General features: G+C 73.5%; 17 protein-coding genes. 5 read left to right on the forward strand and 12 right to left on the reverse strand.

Annotation, left to right across the window (positions count from 1 at the left end):
- Positions 1-42: 42 nt before the first annotated feature.
- Positions 43-1182 carry a calcium:cation antiporter gene (locus ACZ58N_RS01995; protein WP_471154421.1) on the reverse strand — a complete coding sequence of 380 codons (1140 nt, stop codon included), beginning with the start codon at positions 1180-1182 and terminating at the stop codon, positions 43-45.
- 153 nt (positions 1183-1335) lie between these two features.
- Between ACZ58N_RS01995 and ACZ58N_RS02000 the strand changes: the two genes are divergently transcribed.
- Entirely contained in the window at positions 1336-1884 is a 549-nt protein-coding gene (locus ACZ58N_RS02000) for a DinB family protein (RefSeq protein ID WP_471154424.1), read from the forward strand.
- A gap of 59 nt (positions 1885-1943) precedes the next feature.
- Here ACZ58N_RS02000 and ACZ58N_RS02005 read toward each other — a convergent pair whose 3' ends face one another.
- Positions 1944-3509: an acyl-CoA synthetase gene (locus tag ACZ58N_RS02005; RefSeq protein ID WP_471154425.1), complete on the reverse strand. Its 1566-nt coding sequence runs from the start codon at positions 3507-3509 to the stop codon at positions 1944-1946.
- A 90-nt stretch (positions 3510-3599) separates the two neighbouring features.
- A complete protein-coding gene (locus ACZ58N_RS02010; protein ID WP_471154428.1) occupies positions 3600-4706 on the reverse strand; it encodes a nitronate monooxygenase in 1107 nt (368 codons plus the stop codon).
- Positions 4707-4852: 146 nt separating this feature from the next.
- Here ACZ58N_RS02010 and ACZ58N_RS02015 point away from each other — a divergent pair, with 146 nt between their 5' ends.
- Positions 4853-6823, forward strand: coding sequence for a serine hydrolase domain-containing protein (locus tag ACZ58N_RS02015; protein ID WP_471154429.1), 1971 nt, complete (start codon positions 4853-4855; stop codon positions 6821-6823).
- A gap of 61 nt (positions 6824-6884) precedes the next feature.
- On the opposite strand, the gene ACZ58N_RS02020 is transcribed toward ACZ58N_RS02015, so the two are convergent.
- Together ACZ58N_RS02020 and ACZ58N_RS02025 are read right to left on the reverse strand one after the other, a co-directional pair.
- Positions 6885-7262, reverse strand: coding sequence for a VOC family protein (locus ACZ58N_RS02020; RefSeq protein WP_471154432.1), 378 nt, complete (start codon positions 7260-7262; stop codon positions 6885-6887).
- 222 nt (positions 7263-7484) lie between these two features.
- Complete coding sequence (locus ACZ58N_RS02025; RefSeq protein ID WP_471154434.1) at positions 7485-8087, reverse strand: TetR/AcrR family transcriptional regulator; 603 nt, start codon at positions 8085-8087, stop codon at positions 7485-7487.
- Positions 8088-8170: 83 nt separating this feature from the next.
- Here ACZ58N_RS02025 and ACZ58N_RS02030 point away from each other — a divergent pair, with 83 nt between their 5' ends.
- Together ACZ58N_RS02030 and ACZ58N_RS02035 are read left to right on the forward strand one after the other, a co-directional pair.
- The gene (locus ACZ58N_RS02030; RefSeq protein WP_471154436.1) at positions 8171-9346 is read left to right on the forward strand and encodes an FAD-dependent monooxygenase; all 1176 of its coding nucleotides are present in this window, start codon (positions 8171-8173) and stop codon (positions 9344-9346) included.
- Between the two features lie 96 nt (positions 9347-9442).
- Positions 9443-9892, forward strand: a complete 450-nt coding sequence (locus ACZ58N_RS02035) for a nitroreductase family deazaflavin-dependent oxidoreductase (RefSeq protein ID WP_471154439.1) — start codon at positions 9443-9445, stop codon at positions 9890-9892.
- Between the two features lie 105 nt (positions 9893-9997).
- Here the strand turns inward: ACZ58N_RS02035 and ACZ58N_RS02040 are convergent, their stop codons facing one another.
- The 4 genes from ACZ58N_RS02040 to ACZ58N_RS02055 are packed head-to-tail and all read right to left on the reverse strand — an operon-like array spanning position 9998 to position 15037.
- Positions 9998-11584, reverse strand: coding sequence for a phytoene desaturase family protein (locus tag ACZ58N_RS02040; RefSeq protein ID WP_471154442.1), 1587 nt, complete (start codon positions 11582-11584; stop codon positions 9998-10000).
- The gene (locus ACZ58N_RS02045; protein WP_471154445.1) at positions 11581-13668 is read right to left on the reverse strand and encodes a serine/threonine-protein kinase; all 2088 of its coding nucleotides are present in this window, start codon (positions 13666-13668) and stop codon (positions 11581-11583) included. The genes ACZ58N_RS02040 and ACZ58N_RS02045 overlap by 4 nt, the downstream gene beginning before the upstream one ends.
- Entirely contained in the window at positions 13650-14609 is a 960-nt protein-coding gene (locus tag ACZ58N_RS02050; protein ID WP_471154448.1) for an oxygenase MpaB family protein, read from the reverse strand. Before ACZ58N_RS02050 ends, ACZ58N_RS02045 begins: the two co-directional genes overlap by 19 nt.
- A 47-nt stretch (positions 14610-14656) precedes the next feature.
- Complete coding sequence (locus ACZ58N_RS02055; RefSeq protein ID WP_471154450.1) at positions 14657-15037, reverse strand: YybH family protein; 381 nt, start codon at positions 15035-15037, stop codon at positions 14657-14659.
- Positions 15038-15296: 259 nt separating this feature from the next.
- Between ACZ58N_RS02055 and ACZ58N_RS02060 the strand changes: the two genes are divergently transcribed.
- Positions 15297-16160 carry a helix-turn-helix transcriptional regulator gene (locus ACZ58N_RS02060; RefSeq protein WP_471154452.1) on the forward strand — a complete coding sequence of 288 codons (864 nt, stop codon included), beginning with the start codon at positions 15297-15299 and terminating at the stop codon, positions 16158-16160.
- Between the two features lie 49 nt (positions 16161-16209).
- Here the strand turns inward: ACZ58N_RS02060 and ACZ58N_RS02065 are convergent, their stop codons facing one another.
- From ACZ58N_RS02065 to ACZ58N_RS02075, 3 genes are all read right to left on the reverse strand, one after another.
- Entirely contained in the window at positions 16210-17649 is a 1440-nt protein-coding gene (locus ACZ58N_RS02065; RefSeq protein ID WP_471154454.1) for an amino acid permease, read from the reverse strand.
- Between the two features lie 76 nt (positions 17650-17725).
- Positions 17726-18178: a MoaF-related domain-containing protein gene (locus ACZ58N_RS02070; RefSeq protein WP_471154457.1), complete on the reverse strand. Its 453-nt coding sequence runs from the start codon at positions 18176-18178 to the stop codon at positions 17726-17728.
- Positions 18179-18264: 86 nt separating this feature from the next.
- Positions 18265-19131 carry a tyrosinase family protein gene (locus ACZ58N_RS02075; RefSeq protein ID WP_471154459.1) on the reverse strand — a complete coding sequence of 289 codons (867 nt, stop codon included), beginning with the start codon at positions 19129-19131 and terminating at the stop codon, positions 18265-18267.
- Positions 19132-19150 lie beyond the last annotated feature (19 nt).

Raw genomic sequence — 19150 nt, forward strand, 5'->3', positions numbered from 1 at the left:
CGGTGGTCCGGTCCCACCGGGGGCGCGTACGGAACGGGTCGCCTACGGACTGACGGCCAGGAACAGGTAGGCGGCCAGCAGGACGAGGTGCACGCCGCCCTGGAGCAGGGTGGCGCGGCCCGGGACGATCGTGAGGGCGCTGACGACCACGGTGAGGACCAGCAGCACCATGTGGATGGGGCCGAGGCCGAGCATCAGCGGTCCGGAGAGCCAGACCGATGCGAGGGCGATGGCCGGGATGGTCAGGCCGATGCTGGCGATGGCCGAGCCGTAGGCGAGGTTGAGGCTGGTCTGCATCCGATCGCGGCGGGCGGCGCGGACGGCCGCCAGGGTCTCGGGCGCCAACACGAGCAGGGCGATGATCACACCGACGACGGCGTTGGGCAGGCCCGCGTCGGCGACGCCCTTCTCGATGGTCGGGGACACTGCCTTGGCGTCGCCGACGACGGCGATGAGCGCGACGAGCAGCAGACCGAGGCTGATCAGGGCGGCCTTGGAGGTGGGCGGATCGGCGTGCTCGTCCTCCTCGCCGGCGGCGGCCGCCGCGGCGGCCCGGGCGGCCTCCTTGCGGATGCGGTGGGTGTCCACGGGCAGGAAGTAGTCCCGGTGACGGACCGTCTGGACGGCGATGAACAGTCCGTAGAGGGCGAGCGAGGCGACGGCGGCGAAGGTCAGTTGGGCGGTGGAGAACTCGGGGCCGGGCTTGCTGGTGGTGAAGGTCGGCAGGACGAGGCTGAGCGTGGCGAGCGTCGCGACGGTAGCCAGGGCGGCCCCGGAGCCCTCTGCGTGGAACACGGCGACCCGGTTGCGCAGGGCTCCGACGAGCAGGGACAGGCCGACGATGCCGTTGCAGGTGATCATGACCGCGGCGAAGACGGTGTCCCGGGCGAGGGAGGAGGTCTTCGGGCCGCCGTCGGCCATCAGGGTGACGATGAGCGCCACTTCGATGACGGTGACGGCGACGGCGAGGACCAGGGAGCCGAAGGGTTCGCCGACGCGGTGGGCCACGACCTCGGCGTGGTGGACGGCCGCCAGGACCGCGCCCGCCAGGCAGAGGGACACGAGGAGAACCGCGAGTCCGGGCAGGTCACGTCCCCAGCTGAAGACGAGCGCGACCAGCGCCACCACGGGGACCACGACGGTCCAGTCGGTCAGGGGGGATCTGTGGGTAGCCGTACTCATATGTGCCAAGTTGCCAGAACTGATCCCCCGGTGCGGTGCGCGGCGCGGATCAAGGGGCCCTACGTGGCACTTCTCACGAAATGTTTGGGCGTGGCGGGCACCGAGGGGCGCGCGGGGGTTCCGTGCGGGCGCCGTGCGGTCCATGATCCGGGGATGGGGAGCGTGCGCAGGAGAGCGGGGTTGTTCACCGGTGCCGAGGACGATCCGAGGTTCGCCACGCCCGCGACGGGGGCGGAGCGGCCGGTGCTCGTCGGCGTCCTCGCCGCGCAGCGCGCGACCCTGGAGCTGAAGTGCTCCGGGGTGGCGGAGCCGTCCCGGCGTTCCGTGGAACCGTCGACGCTGTCGCTGCTCGGTCCGGTGCGTCACCTCGCCGATGTGGAGCGCCGCTGGTTCCGGCAGGTGCTCGCCGGTGGGGACGCGGCGCCGCACTTCTCCTCGGTGACGGATCCCGACGGGGACTTCGACGGCGCGCGGGAGGGGCCCGGGGCCGTGGAGGAGGCGTGGGCGGCCTGGCGCGAGGAGGTGGCCTTCGCCGACCGGTTCACCGAGGAGGCCCCCCACCTGGACGTCGAGGAGTACGACGGATGGCGGGGGACGGTGTCGCTGCGCTGGGTGTTGATCCACATGGTGGAGGAGTACGCCCGGCACAACGGCCACGCCGATCTGCTCCGGGAGCGGATCGACGGGGCCGTGGGCGTCTGAGTCGGCCCGGGCGGCGAGGCGCCGAAGTGCCTGCCGGGGCGGCGTCCCGGCCCGGTCCGTCACAGGGCCCGGTCGCGGCCCTCCCAGTAGGGATCGCGCAGTCGGCGCTTGTACAGCTTGCCGTTGGGGTCGCGGGGCATCACGTCGATGAAGTCGACGGACTTGGGGCGCTTGTAGCCCGCCAGCCGCCGCTCGCAGTGGTGCAGGATCTCGGCGGCCAGCGCGTCGCCCGCCACGAACCCCTCGGCGGGCTCGATGACCGCCTTGACCTCCTCGCCCCAGGCGTCGTGGGGGATGCCGAAGGCGGCGGCGTCCGCGACGGCCGGGTGGGTGAGGAGCGCGGACTCGATCTCGGCGGGGTAGATGTTCACACCGCCCGAAATGATCATGTCGATCTTGCGGTCGCGGAGGAAGAGGTAGCCCTCCTCGTCGAGCACACCGAGGTCCCCGACGGTGAAGAAGTCCCCGATGCGGTTCTTCCTCGTCTTGCCCTCGTCCTTGTGGTAGCTGAAGCCGCCCGTGTTCATCTTGATGTAGACGGTGCCCAGTTCACCGGGAGGCAGCCGGTTGCCGTCGTCGTCGAAGACCGCGAGTTCGCTGATGGGCCAGGCCTTGCCGACGGTGCCGGGCCGCTTGAGCCAGTCCTCGGCCGTCGCGAAGGCGCCTCCGCCCTCGCTCGCCGCGTAGTACTCCTCCACGCAGTGGCCCCACCACTCGATCATCGCCCGTTTGACGTGGTCGGGGCAGGGGGCGGCGCCGTGGATGGCGTGCCGCATCGAGGAGACGTCGTAGGCGTCCCTCGTCTCCTGCGGGAGGGCGAGGAGGCGGTGGAACTGGGTGGGGACCATGTGGGTGTGCGTGCAGGCGTGCGCGTCGATCAGGCGCAGCATCTCCGCCGGCGTCCACTTGTCCATCAGTACGAGCGGGTGACCGATGTGCAGGGAAGCGCCCGCGAACTGGAGGACGGCGGTGTGGTAGAGCGGCGAGCAGACGAGGTGGACGTTGTCGCCGAAGGGACGGATCCCGAAGATGCCGAGGAACCCGCCGAGGTACGTCTCCTCCGGGAGCTTGCCGGGCAGTGGCCGGCGGATGCCGCGCGGGCGGCCGGTGGTGCCGGAGGTGTAGTTCATCACCCAGCCGAGGGTGCGGGCGTCCGGCGCCGAGGCGGGCCGTCCGTCGAGGAGTTCGCCGTACGCGCGGAAGCCGGTGACGTCTCCGACGCCGTAGCGGCGTTCCGCGGGCAGCCCGGCCTCGTCGGCGGCCGCGCGGGCCTCGTCGGCGAACCTCTCGTGGGCGATCAGGACCTTCGCCCCGGAGTCGGAGACGATCCAGGCGATTTCCGGGCCGACGAGGTGGTGGTTGACCGGGACGAGGTAGAAGCCGGCCTGGGAGGCGGCGAGGTAGGCGGTGAGGAACTCGACGCCGTTGGGCAGGACGACGGCGAAGACGTCCCCGCGTTCCAGCCCGGCGGCGCGCAGCCCGTGGACGAGGCGGTTGACATCGGCGTGCAGCCGGCCGGCGCTCCACTCCTCGCCGTCGGGGGCGACGAGGACGATGCGGTCGGGATCGGCGGCTGCCTGGGCCCAGAAGCCGTTGGGGGGCTGGCCGTGCTGCTGGTCGGTCATGCTGCTGCTCGCTCCTCTGCTCACTCGGGTGGGTCCTGTCCCGTCCCGGCGCCCGGGCCGGGGGGGGTGACCGGCCCGGTTGCCGGGCGGTCAGGGGCGGCCGGCGATCCGGTTCATGCGGGCGATGGCGCGCTCGAAGCCGCCGGTGAGTTCGTCGAAGACGGCCTGCACGCCGCGTTCGCTGTTCATCCGGCCGACGATCTGCCCGACGGGGGTGCCGAGCAGCGGCTGGACCTCGTACTTCTGGATCCGGGAGACGGCCTCGGCGACCAGCAGGCCCTGGAGCGGCATGGGCAGCGGCCCGGGGCCGTCCGGGTCGTCCCAGGCGTCGGTCCACTCGGTGCGCAGCTGGCGGGCGGGCTTGCCGGTGAGGGCGCGTGAGCGGACGGTGTCGCCGGACCCGGCGGCGAGGAGCTTCTCGGTGAGGGCCCGGGAGTGCAGGTCCGCCTCGGTGGTGGTGAGCCACAGGGAACCCAGCCAGGCTCCCTGCGCGCCGAGGGCCAGCCCCGCGGCGATCTGTTCGCCGCTGCCGATGCCGCCGGCGGCGAGGACCGGCAGCGGGGCGACGGCCTCGACGATCTCGGGGACCAGGACCATGGTGGCGATGTCGCCGGTGTGGCCGCCTGCCTCGTAGCCCTGCGCGACGACGATGTCGATGCCCGCCTCGGCGTGCCGGCGGGCGTGCTTGGCGCTGCCGGCGAGGGCCGCGACGAGGACGTCGTGGTCGTGTGCGCGCGCGATGACGTCGGCGGGCGGGGATCCGAGGGCGTTCGCGAGGAGTTTGATGGGGTAGTCGAAGGCGACGTCGAGCTGGTTGCGGGCGACCTGTTCCATCCAGCCGGTGATCCGCCAGCCGGAGGCCTCGCCCTCGGCCAGTTCGGGCACGTGGTGCTTGGCGAGGGTCTCGCGGACGAACTCGCGGTGTCCCGCCGGGATCATCGCCTCGATGTCGGCCTCGGAGATGCCGTCGACGGCCTTCTTGGCGGGCATGACGACGTCGAGGCCGTAGGGCTTGCCGTCGGTGTGCGCCTGCATCCAGTCGAGGTCCCGCTTGAGGTCGTCGGCGGCGGTGTAGCGGACCGCGCCGAGCACGCCGAGGCCACCCGCGCGGGTGATGGCCGCGGCGACCGCGGGGAAGGGCGTGAAGCCGAAGATGGCGTGCTCGACTCCCAGTTTCCTGCTCAGCTCCGTCTCCATGGGCGTGAGGATGCCGCAGGGCGGCGACCGAGGGAAGAGCTTTTCTGATGCAGTGTCAGATTCTTTGCGGGTCGGTCGGTGCGGAGGGTGCGGGGTGGGCGGGCAGATACCCAGTAGCGTGCGCGGGCAGGAACAGGAGGCCGGACATGGGTGGTACGGGGACGGGTGGCGGGACGTCTCGTGGCACGGTTGCACGGGACGCGGATCGCGATGACGGTACGGGCCGGGTACCACGCCCCGCGGGGCCCCCGACCACCCCTGCGGCGGGCCCCCTTGAGGTGCGGGGGACGTACGCGACCGAGCCGACCACCGACCCCGGTGACGGCGGAGGACGGGGCGGCCTGAGCCGACGGCGGCTCGGGGCGCGGCTGCTGGCGCTCGGCGGGGTGCTGGTCCTGCACGCGGCACTGCCGGGCTCGGGCGCCGGGGCCGCGGGGAACCCCGCCGAGCGGCGCGCCCTGCAGGGACTGCGACTGCGCTACGGGTCCGCCCGCCAGGCCGGGCTGCTGGAGAAGCACCTGGAGGGCGTCACCGACGAGGCCCGGCGCTTCCTCGGCCCCTCCCCCGAACACCCCTACTACGCCGGGGCGGTGGTCCTCGCCGGGCGGGGTCGTACGATCGCGCTGCACCGGGCCATGGGCGAGGCCGTCCGGTACGCGGACTACGACGGACGGACCGACCGGCCCAAGGAGTTCCCCGCCGCCGAACGGATCGCGATGGCCGAGGACACCGTCTTCGACCTGGCCTCCCTGAGCAAGTTGTTCACCTCCGTCCTGGCCGTGCAGCAGATGGAGCGGGGCCGCCTGGACCTGGAGGCGACCGTGGACCGCTACCTGCCGGAGTTCACCGGTGGCGGCAAGGAGGCGGTCACGGTCCGGCAGCTCCTCACGCACACCTCGGGGCTGCGTTCGTGGGCGCCCTTCTACCAGGAACCCACTCGTGAGGGGCGGTTGCGGCTGCTGTGGTCGGTGAGGCCCCAGGAGACGCCGGGCACGGTGTACCGGTACTCCGACCTCAACCTGATCGCGCTCCAACTGCTCCTGGAACGGATCACCGGCCGCACTTTGGACGTCCTGCTCCACGACGAGATCACCGCTCCGCTCGGGATGCACCGCACGCGCTACAACCCGCCGCTCTCCTGGCGCCGGGTCACCGCCGCGACCGAGGTGCAGCGCCCGCCCTGGTCGGGGCTGGACCGGGGGCTGGTGTGGGGCGAGGTGCACGACGAGAACGCCCACGCGCTCGGCGGGGTCGCCGGCCACGCCGGGGTGTTCGGCACCGCCTGGGACCTGGCCGTCCTCGCCCGGGCCCTGCTCGACGGCGGGGTCTACGCGGGCCGGCGCATCCTGCGCCCCGCCTCCGTCGAACTGCTCTTCACCGACTACAACACCGCCTTCCCCGGCGACGACCACGGCCTCGGCTTCGAGCTGTACCAGCACTGGTACATGGGCGCGATGGCCACGCCGCACTCCGCCGGGCACACGGGCTTCACCGGCACCTCCCTGGTGCTCGACCCGTCCACCGACTCCTTCCTGATCCTGCTCGGCAATTCCGTGCACCCCGTACGGACGTGGCGGGCGGGCAGCGCGCCCCGGGTCGCCGTGGGCAACCGCTTCGCCCGCGCCGTTCCGGTCCGCACGAAGCACGGCGGCCCCGCCTGGTACTCGGGCATGGAGACCGGCGGCTCCGGCACGCTGACGCTGCCGGCGCTGACCCCGACCACCGGGAGCGCCCGGCTGCGCTGCGCCGTGTGGTGGGACACCGTGCCCGGCGCGGGCGCGTTCCACCTGGAGGTCTGCGCGGACGGGGAGACCTGGGAGCCGCTGCCCTTCAGCACCGTACGGACCACGGGCGGCGCCCCCGAGCAGTGGCCGTCGGGCTCCGCGGGCGGCTGGTCGGAGCGCTCGTGGCACCGGTTGGAGGCCCCCCTGCCCGCCCGACCGGGCCAGGAGGTCCGGCTCCGGTTCCGCCACGCGGCGACCGGACGCTACGTCGGGCGGGGGGTGTACGTGGACGTCCTGCGCGTCGCGGAACCGGCGCGCCTGCTGTTCGCCGAGGACCGCCCCGCCGACGCGGCCCGCATCGAGGCCGTCGGGTGGACCCGGTCGGCGGACTAGGGATTGCCGTCGAACTCGCGCCGTCGCCCACGGGGCGACGGTTCGCGGGGGTGCGGCCCCGTCAGTCGCCGATCAGGCAGAAGGGGTGTCCGGCCGGGTCGGCGTAGACGCGCCAGCCCTCCGCGTCGTGGCTCGCGTCGAGGAGGGTCGCTCCGGCGGCGAGCACCTGCTCCTCGGCCCGGGCGAGGTCGGGGACGGCGAAGTCCCAGTGGAGTTGTTGGGGGCGGGAGGGGTCGGGCCAGGCCGGTGCCCGGTAATCGAGGGCCTGTTGGAAGGCGAGGACGGCCCCGGTCGGGGTGTGGAGGGTGGCCCACCGCTCGTCCACCGTCCACCGCCGGTCGGGCCGGTTGACGGTGCCGCCCAGCAACACCGCGTAGAAATCGGCGAGTCGCCGCGGATCGGGGCAGTCGAGGACCACGCACTGCAGTTCAGCGATCATGGCGGAATCCTAGGGCCTGTCGTCGAAGTCCCGTCGTCGCCCGGAGGGCGGCCTCTCGGTGTCCGGTGCGTGCTCCCGGCGTGCCGGGCGGAAGCCCGCGTACCGGACGTACTCGGGCTTGCGCCCGGTGCGGCGGGAGTGCGTGCCGGACACCGCGAGGCAGACGGGAGTTCGACGACAGACCTTAGGGCCCCGGGCCGTCCGCCGTCGGGTCCCGGCGGGTCACGGCGCGAGGACCGCGTCGAGCATGCGCCGTACGGTGGAGGCGAGTTCGGCCGGTTCCGGGGTGGGGCGGGAGCGGGCCAGGGAGCCGGCGAGGCGGTCGTAGAGCAGGCCGTCCGTCCAGGCCGCCAGGAGTTCGGCGGACTCCTGCGGCCGGGCGGCGCCGAGGGCCGTGAGGACGGCGGCCGCGCGGGCCCGCGCGCGCAGGCCGGCCCGGTGGAGTTCGGGTTCCAACTCCGGGTTCCGGGCGGCTTCCAGGCTCAGTTCGAAGCGTGCCAGTTGGCGTGCGCGGCCTTCGGTGAGCCAGCGGTGGAGCAGCGCGCCGAGCGCTCGCGCGGCGCTTTCCCGATCGAGGGGTCCGGGCGGCGCGTCACCGTCGAGGTCTCCGAGGTCCAGTTCGGCGAGCCGTTCGTAGCAGGCGCCGATGAGGGCCGTCCGCGTCCGGAAGTAGTACGAGGTGCTGCCCGCCGGGAGTCCTGCCGCGCCGTCGACGGCGCGGTGCGTGAGGCCCCGCAGCCCACCGGCTGCCACCAGGTCGATCGCGGTGTCCGCGATGAGGGTCCGGCGGTCGGGGGCGGGGGGCCGGGCGGCGGGGGTGGACATGCCGCCACTCTACATCTGTAGAGTGGCGGCATGTCCTCTACGGATGTAGAGGACGGGGATCTCGAACAGCAGGAGGCCGTGCCATGCCCGAACGCCGACGCCAGGCCGTCATCGCCGGTGGCGGGATCGGCGGCCTGACCGCCGCCCTGGCCCTGCACCGACGGGGCTGGCACGTCACCGTCTGCGAACGGGGCGAAGGACCCTCCGCCGTCGGGGCGGGCATCGTCCTGGCCCCCAACGCCCTGCGCGCCTTCGACGCCGTCGGCTTCGACGCCACCCGGGCCGGGGGCGGGGCGGTGGCGGCCGGGATGGGGCTGCGCCGGCCGACGGGCGCCTGGCTCAGCCGCGCCGACACCGAGGCCATGACCGTCCGCTACGGCCGTCCGCCGCTCGCCGTGCACCGCTCGGACCTCGCCGCCGCCCTGACCGCGGCCCTCCCCTCGGACACCCTGCGCCACGGGGCCGCCGTCACCGAGGTCACCGGCGCCGACGGGGACCGGCCGGTGGTGCGCACGCCCCGCGGGGAGTTCCCCGCCGACGTGGTGATCGCCGCCGACGGCATCCACAGCCCGCTGCGCCGCGGGTACTTCCCCGACCACCCCGGCCTGCACTACAGCGGGGAGACCGCTTGGCGCGCCGTGCTGCCGGCGGGCGGCGCCGTCACCGAGGCCGCCGAGACCTGGGGGCGCGGCCGGCGCTTCGGAACGGTTCCGCTGGCCGACGGCCGGACCTACCTGTACGCGACGGCCGTCGTGCCCGCCGGATACCGGCCCGAGGACGTCCGGGTCGAGCTGCTCCGCCACCACGGGACGTGGCACGACCCGATCCCCGCCCTCCTGGAGCGCCTCGACCCCGCGACCGTCCTCCAGCACGACCTGTACGACCTGGCCGCCCCGCTCCCCCGCCTGCACCACGGCCGCATCGCCTGGGTCGGCGACGCCGCGCACGCCATGACCCCCAACCTGGGCCAAGGAGGTTGCCAGGCCGTCGAGGACGCGGTCGTCCTGGCCCACCTGCTGGACGCGCTGCCGGCGCCGGAGGCCCTCGCCGCGTACACCCGGGCCCGCCTGGCGCGCACCGACGCCATCCGGGTCCGCGCCCGGCGCGCCGGGCGGATCGCCGCCCTGACCCACCCGCTGGCGGTGGCCGCCCGCGACCTCGCCCTCCGGGCGACCCCCGCCCGGGCCGCGCGGCGGGCCCTGGACGACCTCTTCGACGGATTCACCCTTCCGGGCGTCCTTGCGGAGCACCCGGCATAACCGGCGTGCCCGGAGGCGTTGACCGTCGTTGTCGAGCTCGTCGACCGATCAGTTGTCGAGCTCATCGACCGATCACACGAAGGCAGGCGAAGCCCCATGACGACGGACATCGACTGGGACCACCCGACCGACCCCCGGGAAGGCACCTGGCAGTTGGACCACGTGAAGTTGTACGTGGGCTCGAACGGGCAGGAGGGCCGGGAATGGAACGGCACCCAGACCCTCCTGCTCACCACCCTCGGCCGGGTCTCCGGCAAGCCCGTCCGCACGCCCCTCATCTACGGCGAGGACGGGGGCCGCTACCTGGTGGTCGCCTCCAAGGGCGGCGACGCGACGCACCCGCTCTGGTACCGGAACCTCACCGAACACCCCGAGGTCCGCGTCCAGGTCGGCCCGAAGGTCTTCCAGGCCGCGACCCGCACCGCGACCCCGGAGGAGCGCGCCGCGTTCTGGCCGGTGATGGTCGGGCACTGGCCCGCGTACGACGAGTACCAGGCCAAGACGGACCGCGAGATCCCGATCGTCGTCATCGAACCCTCCACCTGACGCCGGGGCGACCCTCCGCCTGACGCCGGGGCGACCCTCGGCCCGACGTCGGCGCGACCGCTCGCCCCGCCGCCGACCCGCCCGCCCCGGTCCGACCTCGCCCGGTCAGCGGCCCAAGGCCGCCATCGCCGCGTTGTGGCCCGGGATCCCGCTGACGCCGCCGCCGCGCGCGGCTCCCGCGCCGCAGAGCAGGACGTTGGGGTGGGCGGTCTCCACGCCCCAGCGGCCCGGCACACCGGCGTCGGCGTAGGGCCAGGACAGGTCCCGGTGGAAGATGTGCCCGCCGGGAAGGCGCAGTTCGCGTTCCAGGTCGATCGGGGTCTTGGCCTCGATGCAGGGTCGGCCGTCGGCGTCGAAGGCCAGACAGTCGGTGATCGGCTCGGCCAGGTGGGCGTCCAGCTGGGCCAGGGTCGCGGTCAGCAGGACCTCGCGCGTCTGGCGGTTGTCCTTCTCGAACAGCCGGGCCGGGGTGTGCAGTCCGAAGAGGGTGAGCGTCTGGTAGCCCTGCTCGACCAGTTCCGGGCCGAGGATCGACGGATCGGTCAGCGAGTGGCAGTAGATCTCCGAGGGCGGTACGGAGGGCAGTTCGCCCGCCGCGGCCTCGGCGTGGGCGCGCCGCAACTGCTCGTACCCCTCGGCGATGTGGAAGGTTCCGCCGAACGCCTCGCGGGGGTCGACCGCCGTGTCCCTGAGCCGGGGCAGGCGGCTCAGCAGCATGTTGACCTTGAGCTGGGCGCCCTCCGGGGCCGGTCCCGTGCCGGGATCCTCACCGAGCAGCTCGGCCAGCGCCCGGGGCGAGGCGTTCACCAGGACGGTACGGGCGGCGACGCTGCCCTCGCCCGACTCGGTGCGGAAGGTGACCTCGGCGGGGGCGGTGCCGTCGGGGTGGATGCGCAGTGCCTCGTGTCCGGTGACGATCTCCGCGCCGGCGGCGCGCGCGGCGTCGGCCAGGGCGTCGGTGAGCGCGCCCATGCCGCCGACGGGCACGTCCCAGTCGCCGGTGCCGCCGCCGATGACGTGGTAGAGGAAGCAGCGGTTCTGCACGAGGGACGGGTCGTGGGCGTCGGCGAAGGTACCGATGAGGCCGTCGGTCAGGACCACCCCGCGGACCAGGTCGTCCTCGAAGTGCCGCTCCACGGCCCGGCCCAGCGGTTCCTCGAAGAGCATCCGCCAGGCGTCCTCGTCCCCGATCCGGGCCCGCAGCGCGTCCCGGGTGGGCAGGGGTTCGGTGAGGGTCGGGAAGACCTTGCGGGCGACCTCGGTGGTGGTTCCGTAGAAGGCGCGCCAGCGCTCGTACTCCCGGTCGGAGCCGGTGAGCCGGGCGAAGGACTCCCGGGTGCGCGTCCCGTCGCCGCCGATGAGCAGACCGTCGGGTCGGCCGGCGCGTTCGACGGGCGTGTACGAGGACACGGTGCGCCGCCGCACCGCGAACCGCAGACCGAGATCGCGGACGATCTTCGCGGGGAGCAGGGACACGAGGTAGGAGTAGCGCGACAGTCGGGCGTCGAGACCGACGAAGGGCCGGGTGGAGACGGCGGCCCCGCCGGGGTGTCCGAGTCTTTCCAGGACCAGCACCGAACGGCCGGCCCGGGCCAGGTAGGCGGCGGCGACCAGACCGTTGTGGCCCCCTCCGACGATGACCGCGTCGTACACGTCGTGCGCGAAACCGGTGGAGCCCGTGGTGGCTGTCATGGCTCTTGGTAACACACCTGGCCCAGTCGCTCCAGACAGTGTGCCTCGTCGGCGTGGGCCAGGGCGGTGTCGGGATGCTCGTCGCCGAGGGACCGCTCGCGGATGCCCGAGAGCTCCCGGTAGATGGGCAGCGCCTCGTCCCAGCGGTCCAACCGGCCCAGGCCGACGGCGAGTTCCCGGCGGCTGACCAGGGTGTCGGTGTGTTCGGCACCAAGGGCGGAGGCCCGGGCCTCGCCCACCTCGCGGGCCTCGGCGACGGCCTCCTCCCAGCGTTCGAGTCGGCCCAGGTTGACGCCGAGGACGTGGCGGGCGCGCAGGGTCTCCGGGTCGGAGGCGCCGTAGGCCCGGGTGCGGTCCTCGACCAGGGCGCGGAACACGTCGAGGGCCTCGGCGGGACGTCCGGTGCGGCCCAGCGCGATGCCGGTCTCGTAGCGCGCGGCCAGGGCGTCCGGGTGGTCGCGGCCGAGGGCGCGTTCGCGGGCGGCGGCGACCTGCCGGAACCCGGCCAACGCCTCCTCCCAGCGGCCGAGACGGCCGAGGGCGTAGGCGGCCTCGTAGCGGGTCAACAGGGTGTCCGCGTGCTCGGCTCCGAGCACGGCGGCCCGGTCGGCGGCCACTTCGGCGGCGGCGGCGTGCGCGTCGGCGTGCCGGCCGAGGGCCCCCAGGGCGCAGGCGAGGTTGTGCCGGCAGCGCAGGGTGTCGGGGTGGCGGGGGCCCGCGGTGCGGGTGCGGGCGGCGAGCACGGCCCCGTAGATCTCGTACGCCTCGCGGTGGCGTTGCAGCCGCGACAGCTCGTACGCCTCCTCCTGGCGGGCGGCGAGGGTGTCCGGGTGGTCCGGGCCCAGTACGGCGGCCCGGCCCCGGGCCACGGCCGCGTAGACGGCGAGGGCCTCCTCGTTGCGCCCGGCCCTGCTGAGGGCGAACGCGCGGGTGTGCCCGGCGGCGAGCGCGTCGGGGTGCCTCGGGTCCCCGGGGGCGGGCAGGGGGCTGCGCGGCAGCCCGTACACGCTGGTCAGCCGGGGGTCCTCGGCGGGGGCGGGCCGGGTGATGCGCTGCTCCCCGGAGGCGTGCGCGGTCCGTCCGGCGGGGCGGGCGGCGGTCCAGGAGCCGGTGAGCACGGCCCAGGCGCCGCTGGCCGGCCTGGCCTCGATGCCGGCCTTGCGGCCCGCCGTCATGCCCGCGGCCCACGCGGGCAGCGGGGCCCGGGGCACCGGGCCGACGGGGCCGTACCGTGCCTCGACCAGGCGCCGGTGCAGGTGGCGGGCGTCGCCGGGGCGCTCCTCGGGGCGCTTGGCGAGGAGTTCCAGGACGAGTTGCTCGAAGTGGGCGGGCAGCTCGGGACGGTGCTCGCGCAGGGGCACCGGCGTGTTGTCGCGGTGGCCGACGAGGACGGACCAGGAGTCGCCGAGGTCGAAGGGCGGGGCACCGGTGGCGATCTCGTAGAGGACGCAGCCGAGGGAGTACAGGTCGCTGCGGTGGTCGACCTCGCCGCCGGCGATCTGCTCCGGCGACATGTAGTGCGGGGTGCCCATGGCCATGCCGCCGCCGGTGAGTTTCGCGGTGAAGCCGATGTCGTGGGCGAGTCGGGCGATGCCGAAGTCGCAGATCTTCACCGTGCCGTCGGTGAGCCGCATGATGTTGGCGGGCTTGAGGTCGCGGTGGACGACGCCCTGGTCGTGGGTGTAGCCGAGCGCGGCGGCCATCTGCTCGGCGATGTCGAGGACCACGTCGACGGGGAGCGGGCGCGCCTCGTTGTCCTCCATCAGCTGGCTGAGGTTGCGGCCCTCCAGCAGTTCCATGACCAGGTAGAGGGGGCCGCCGGCCGCGCTGTCGTCGCCGAAGTCGTGGACGACGGTGACGCCGCGGTGCTGGAGGGAGGCCGCGACGCGGGCCTCGCGGCGGAAGCGCTCGCGCAGGACCTGGGTGAAGTGGGCGTCCTGGTCGTGGCCGACCGGTTTGAGGCACTTGACGGCGACCTGCCGGCCCAGTGATTCGTCACGGGCGCGCCACACCTCGCCCATGCCACCGCGCCCGATCAGATCGAGCGACCGGTACCGGCCCTGGATCAGTCTGGACTCCGCCATGTCTTGAAGCCGCCCCCGTCGTCGTGCCACGCCCTCCCCGGCCGGTCCAGTATGGCCGCTGATGTACGCAGTGTGTACGCGGAGGGGCGGCTCCCGGGGCCCAGTCGACGCATCGCTTTCAAGATGTGACCTGGCGGCAGCTGCCAGCGCAGACCAGCGGGAATGCTGCGCAGCATGCGACCTGTGCGACGCAGGCGTCGGGTGGTGACGTGCGGGGGCGGGGCGGGTCTGCCGTAGAGGGCGTGTGCCCAGGGCGGGAGGGAGCCGTAGGCGAGGGCGGCGAGGGGACCCCACAGCAGGTTTCGGCCAGGGACCAGGAGGGGGTGGACGGGCGGTGCGCGCAGGAAGTCGTCCACGGCGCGGGCGTCGGCGCCGGCGGCGAGTTCGGGGCGGACCGCCTCGAAGTACGCGGCGAGGCCGGCCGCGTCGGCCGGTACCTCGGCCGGGTCGAGGCCGACGAGGCGGGCGTTCACCCGGTTCTCGTCCACGTACCGGTCGGCCTGAGCCGGGGTGAGGGGCGCGCCGGAGCGGAGCAGGACGTGGAGGAAGCTGTCGATCTGGGCGCAGTGCACCCAGAGCAGCAGGGCGGGGTCGTCGACGGGGAAGCGTTCCCCGGTGACGGGGTCGGTGGCGGAGAGCCTGCGGTGGATGGCGCGGACCCGGGCTCCGGCCGCTTCGGCGGCACGGGTGGTGCCGTAGGTGAGGGTGCCGACGAAGTCGGCGGTGCGCAGGAGCCTCCCCCAGGCGTCCGCGCGGCCGTCCGGGCTGTCGAAGGCGGCGCTGTTGGCCAGTACTCCGCGGACCGCGCGGGGGTGCAGGGCCTGGAGGTAGAGGGCGCGGACGCCGGCGATCCACATCACCGGGTCACCGTGGCACTGCCAGGTGACGGAGCCCGGCCCGTAGAGGCCGGGGTCGGCATCCCCGTACGGAGCTGCGTCCATGGTCCGCCTCCCGCTGCTGCTGCCCGGCCCGTTCCGGGTCCGGGAGCCTACCCGGCGGGGGGCGGGCTCAGGCGTGAGACGTGGTACTGGCGGATCCGCCAGGCGCCGCCGAGGTGCTGGGCGACGACGGAGAGGCTGACGGGCAGCGGGGTCCCGGCGGCGTCGGTGAAGGTGACGCGGGCGAATCCGGCGAGGGCGTCGGCGGCGACGGGGCGGGAGTGCAGGACCTGGACGGTGGCCGTCGTGCCGGGCGGGACGTTCTCGTAATAGGTCCTGACCCGTGCGCGCCCTTCGAGGAGTTGGGGGGAAAGGCCCTGGAAGAGGACGTCCTCGGCGAAGAGGTCGACGATCTCGTCGACCTTGCGCGCGTCGAATGCGGCACGCCATTCCTCCAGGATGTCGGCCAGTACGCCGAATCGACTCACCATTTCCTGTTACCTCCGGTTCCATGGTCAAGATGACATTAAGACATCAAGATGCCAGCCAATCCCGCCGCATTGGGTAGATTTCGAAGTGCATAATTGAGCCATGCAGGATCATGCAAGGCAGTACCCGGGGGAATGTTGTAATCGTGACGACTCTGCAGACCGAGGAAGCGGCGTATGCGCCGAGGGCCTGACGGTTTACCGCAAGGCCGTGGTGAAGGGCTGTACGGAAAGGGAAGGGGCACCGGCCTGTCTCCTGCGGATGGGGCTGCTGGTCGCCCCGCCCGACGACCCGACCGTGCTGGTGCCCGTCTCACCGGACGTGGCCAAGGCCGAACTGGTGCGGCCCATCGAGCAGTCCCTGGAGAAACAGCGCCTGGACGCCCAGGCCATCGCGGGAAGTTTCGTACCGGTCAGCGCCATCTACACCGCGGCGAAACGCGAACACACCGGCTGGGCCACCGCCATCGACGGCGAACGGGTCATCCATTCCACGCTGGCCCACGCGGTCCGCGAGTGCCGTGAGGAACTGATGACCGTACAGCCGGGCGGCTCCCGGCTCTCCTACGACCTGGACGGGCTCGACCACGTCCGCGGACCGGCCCGGCACCGCACCCTCTACCAACACGCGGTACGGACCCACGCCGCGACCCTGCGCCACATCGAGCGCCTCATCGGGGCGGGCTGCGAGGTCCGCACCCTCGACCACGTCTTCGACCGGCTGATCATCATCGACCGGACGGTGGCCTACGTACCGGGTCACAGCGAGGCCCGCACCTCCGCGCTGGAGATCAGACAACCCTCCATCGTCTCCTTCCTCGTCCAGGTCTTCGAGGAGGCCTGGGAGCGCGGCTCCTCGATCGACCCCGGCGCCTCGCGCACCGTGGAACCCGACATCGCCGACGAGATCCAGCGGGCCGTCATGCGCCTGCTCGTCGCCGGACACACGGACGAGGCGATGGCCCGCCGACTGGGCACCAGCCGGCGCACGGTCGCCGCCCACGTCAGCCGCATCGCCGCCGGCCTGCAGAGCCGTAGCCGCGCACAGCTGGGCTACCTCATCGCCACCACCGGGATGCTCGGCGAGGACCACTCCGGGCCCGACTGCGGACGCCTGTCGGCCTGACCGCCCCGAACGCCCGGCCGGGGCGGGCGCACCCCGCCCCGGCCGGACCTCATCGGGCGCCCCGGCGACGGTCCCGCACCGCCCGCACACCGGCGGCCGCGAGCAGCACCAGGACCAGCAGCGACGACCAACCCAGCTGCCCGCGCGTCCCGGGATCACGGGCCATCAGGACCAGTACCGCCACGATCCCGCCCGCCGCCAGCCACGACAGGTACGGGAACCCGCGCATCCGCACCACCAACAGGTGCGGCGCCTCCCGCTCCAGGCGCCGGCGCAGCACCAGATGGGCGGCGGCGACCGTCAGCCACATGTAGAGCATGGAACCGCCCATGGCCTTCGCCAGGAAGGGCAGGATCCGATCCGGCCACAGGTGGTCGAGCCCGATCGAGACGAGCGCGAAGGCCGCCGAGACCGCCACGGCCGCCCGCGGGGCACCGCGGCCCGAGGTCCGCGACAGCGCCGGGGGCGCGTCGCCGCGCGCGGCGAGCGAGTGGACCATCCGCGAGGCGCCGTAGAGGTTGGCGTTCATCGCCGACAGCAGGGCGATCAGCACGACCACCTCGATGAGCCGGCCCGCGCCGGGGATGCCCAAGCCGTCCAGCACCGCGACGTAGGGGCTGCGGCCCGGCGTCGCGGAATCCCACGGCAGCAACGTGATGATCACGGCGATCGACCCGAGGTAGAACAGGCTGATCCGCCAGATCGCGCTGTTCACCGCCTTGGTGACGGAGCGGGCCGGATCCCCGGACTCGGCGGCGGCCATGGTGATGACCTCCATCCCGCCGAACGCGAACACGACGGTCAGCAGTCCCCCGACGACGCCGTTCCAGCCCTGCGGGAGGAACCCGCCGCGACCGGTCAGATTGGCCATGCCCGGGGAGTCGACACCGGGGACGGCCCCGCAGAACGCGGCCACGCCCAGCGCGAGGAACGCGATGATGGCGGCGACCTTGATGCCCGCGAACCAGAACTCGGCCTCCCCGAAGGACGCGACCGAGAACATGTTGGACTGGGTGAACACGGCCAGGGCGACCAGGGCGATCAGCCCTTGCGGGACACCGGGCATCCACTGGTGCAGGATCGTCGCCGCGGCGATCAGCTCGATGGCGATCGCGATGGCCGTCACCGCCCAGTACAGCCAGCCCGCGGTGAAGCCCGCCCAGCGCCCCAGGGCCCGGTCGGCGTGGACGGAGAACGAGCCGCCGGCCGGCATCGCGGCGGCCATTTCGCCGAGCATGCGCATCACCAGCAGGGCCAGCGCGGCGGCGAGCGCGTACGACAGGATGATGGCCGGTCCCGCGACGCGCAGACCGGTGCCGGAGCCGACGAACAGCCCGGCGCCGATCACGCCCCCCAGGGCCAGCATGGTCAGGTGGCGCGGCCGCAACGAACGGGCGAGCTGCGCCCCGGCGGCGGGGACGGGAGTCGCGGTGGACGGGGGCGCGGGTGCGGCGGGTGGTTCGGGCGCCGTGGTGAGTGGAACGGTCATGTGTACGGATTCCCCCCTGGGAACGGGTGCGGCGGGACCGGCCCCGCGTGGGGCCGGTCCCGCCGCACCGTGCCGGTCAAGAAGAGGCGCGCTCAAGCGTCGCCGTGTGCAGTTCACCGGCGCGGCCGCCGTCGGGGGTCGTGTACGTCCAGTAGACGCTGACGGTGCCCCGGCCGAGGTCCATGACGTGGCTGACGGTCATGCCGGAGGCCTCGACCCAGTTGACGAAGTACAGGCCCGCGCCGACGGCCCGCACGGAGAGCCGTTCCTGCCCGCTGTGCCCGGCCATCGGGCCGGCCAGGGCGGTCCAGTCGAGGGTGGAGCCGTCGGTGGAGTACGTGTTGCGCAGGACGGCGCCGTTGTCGAGCGTCAGGACGTACGTGTGGCCCGCGAACGCCGGGACCTCGGCGCGGATGCCCGCAGCTCCGGCGGCGGGCGCGGGCGCGGTGGCGGCCTGCGCGGCCGGGGCCCCTGCCAGGGCGATCAGGGCGGCTGCGGCGAGGGCCGGGACGGTGTGACGGATGCGCATGACGGTTCCTCCGTGTGTGCGGTCGGCGATGGGTTCGTGGTGGTGGGTGGTGGGGCGCTCGGCCGGGGTTCGGACCCGCCGGCGCGTCATTCGGCGTACTGGTAGAAGCGGGTGTGGTCGAGGAGCGCGGAGGGCCGCACCTGCCAGGGCGACATCGGCTCGTCGAGGCTGATGACCCGGCCGTGCTGGGGGTCGCCGGCGGGTACGGGCCGGCTCGGTTCGTAGCCCGATCCGGGGTGTCGACGCTGCCAGCGGGCCCAGATCAGGTCGATGAAGGTGTGGTGGAGCCAGAAGACCGGGTCGTTGGGTGAGGTCCCGCCCGTCATCTGGCCACCGACCCACAGGTGGACGCGGTTGTGGTTGTGCCAGCCCTCCACCTCCCCGACCGTCCAGCCCTCGACCTTGTTGCGGAAGCCCGCGGTGGTGGAGGTGGAGTCCCAGGGGGAGGCGTCGTACACCGGGTCGTCGACGGCCCGGGCGAGTTCGGCGGGGGTGGGGAGCGCGACCGGGTCGGCCGGCCGGCCGAAGTCGCGCATCAGGTACTTCTCCTCGGTGACCCCCACGTCCACCGGCCAGCGGCCCGCGTCGTGGGCGAAGGGCCCGGTCATGACCCGCCGGTCGCCCGGGCGACCGTTGCCGCCGAGGAAGTCGTCGGCCCACAGTCCCGAGGCCGTCGACCGGTCGACCGTCCAGTCCCAGTAGGGCAGCGTCACCTTCGGGTCGACCTGCTGGAGGGCCCGTTCGAACTCCAACAGGTACTGGCGGTGCCACGGGAAGAACGACGGGGACATGTGTCCCACCCGCTGTCCGCCCTCGCCGTCGGACACGAAGTACTGGCCGTGCAGCCGCACGAACTCGTCGTAGACGCTCCGGCGTTTGACCTCCAGGACCGCGTTGACGAAGGCCGCGCGCTCGTCGGCGGTGAGGTCCTTCTGGTTCTTGCGCGTGTACACGTGTGCTCGTTCCTCGACT

This window comes from Streptomyces sp. NPDC040432 (assembly GCF_055595445.1).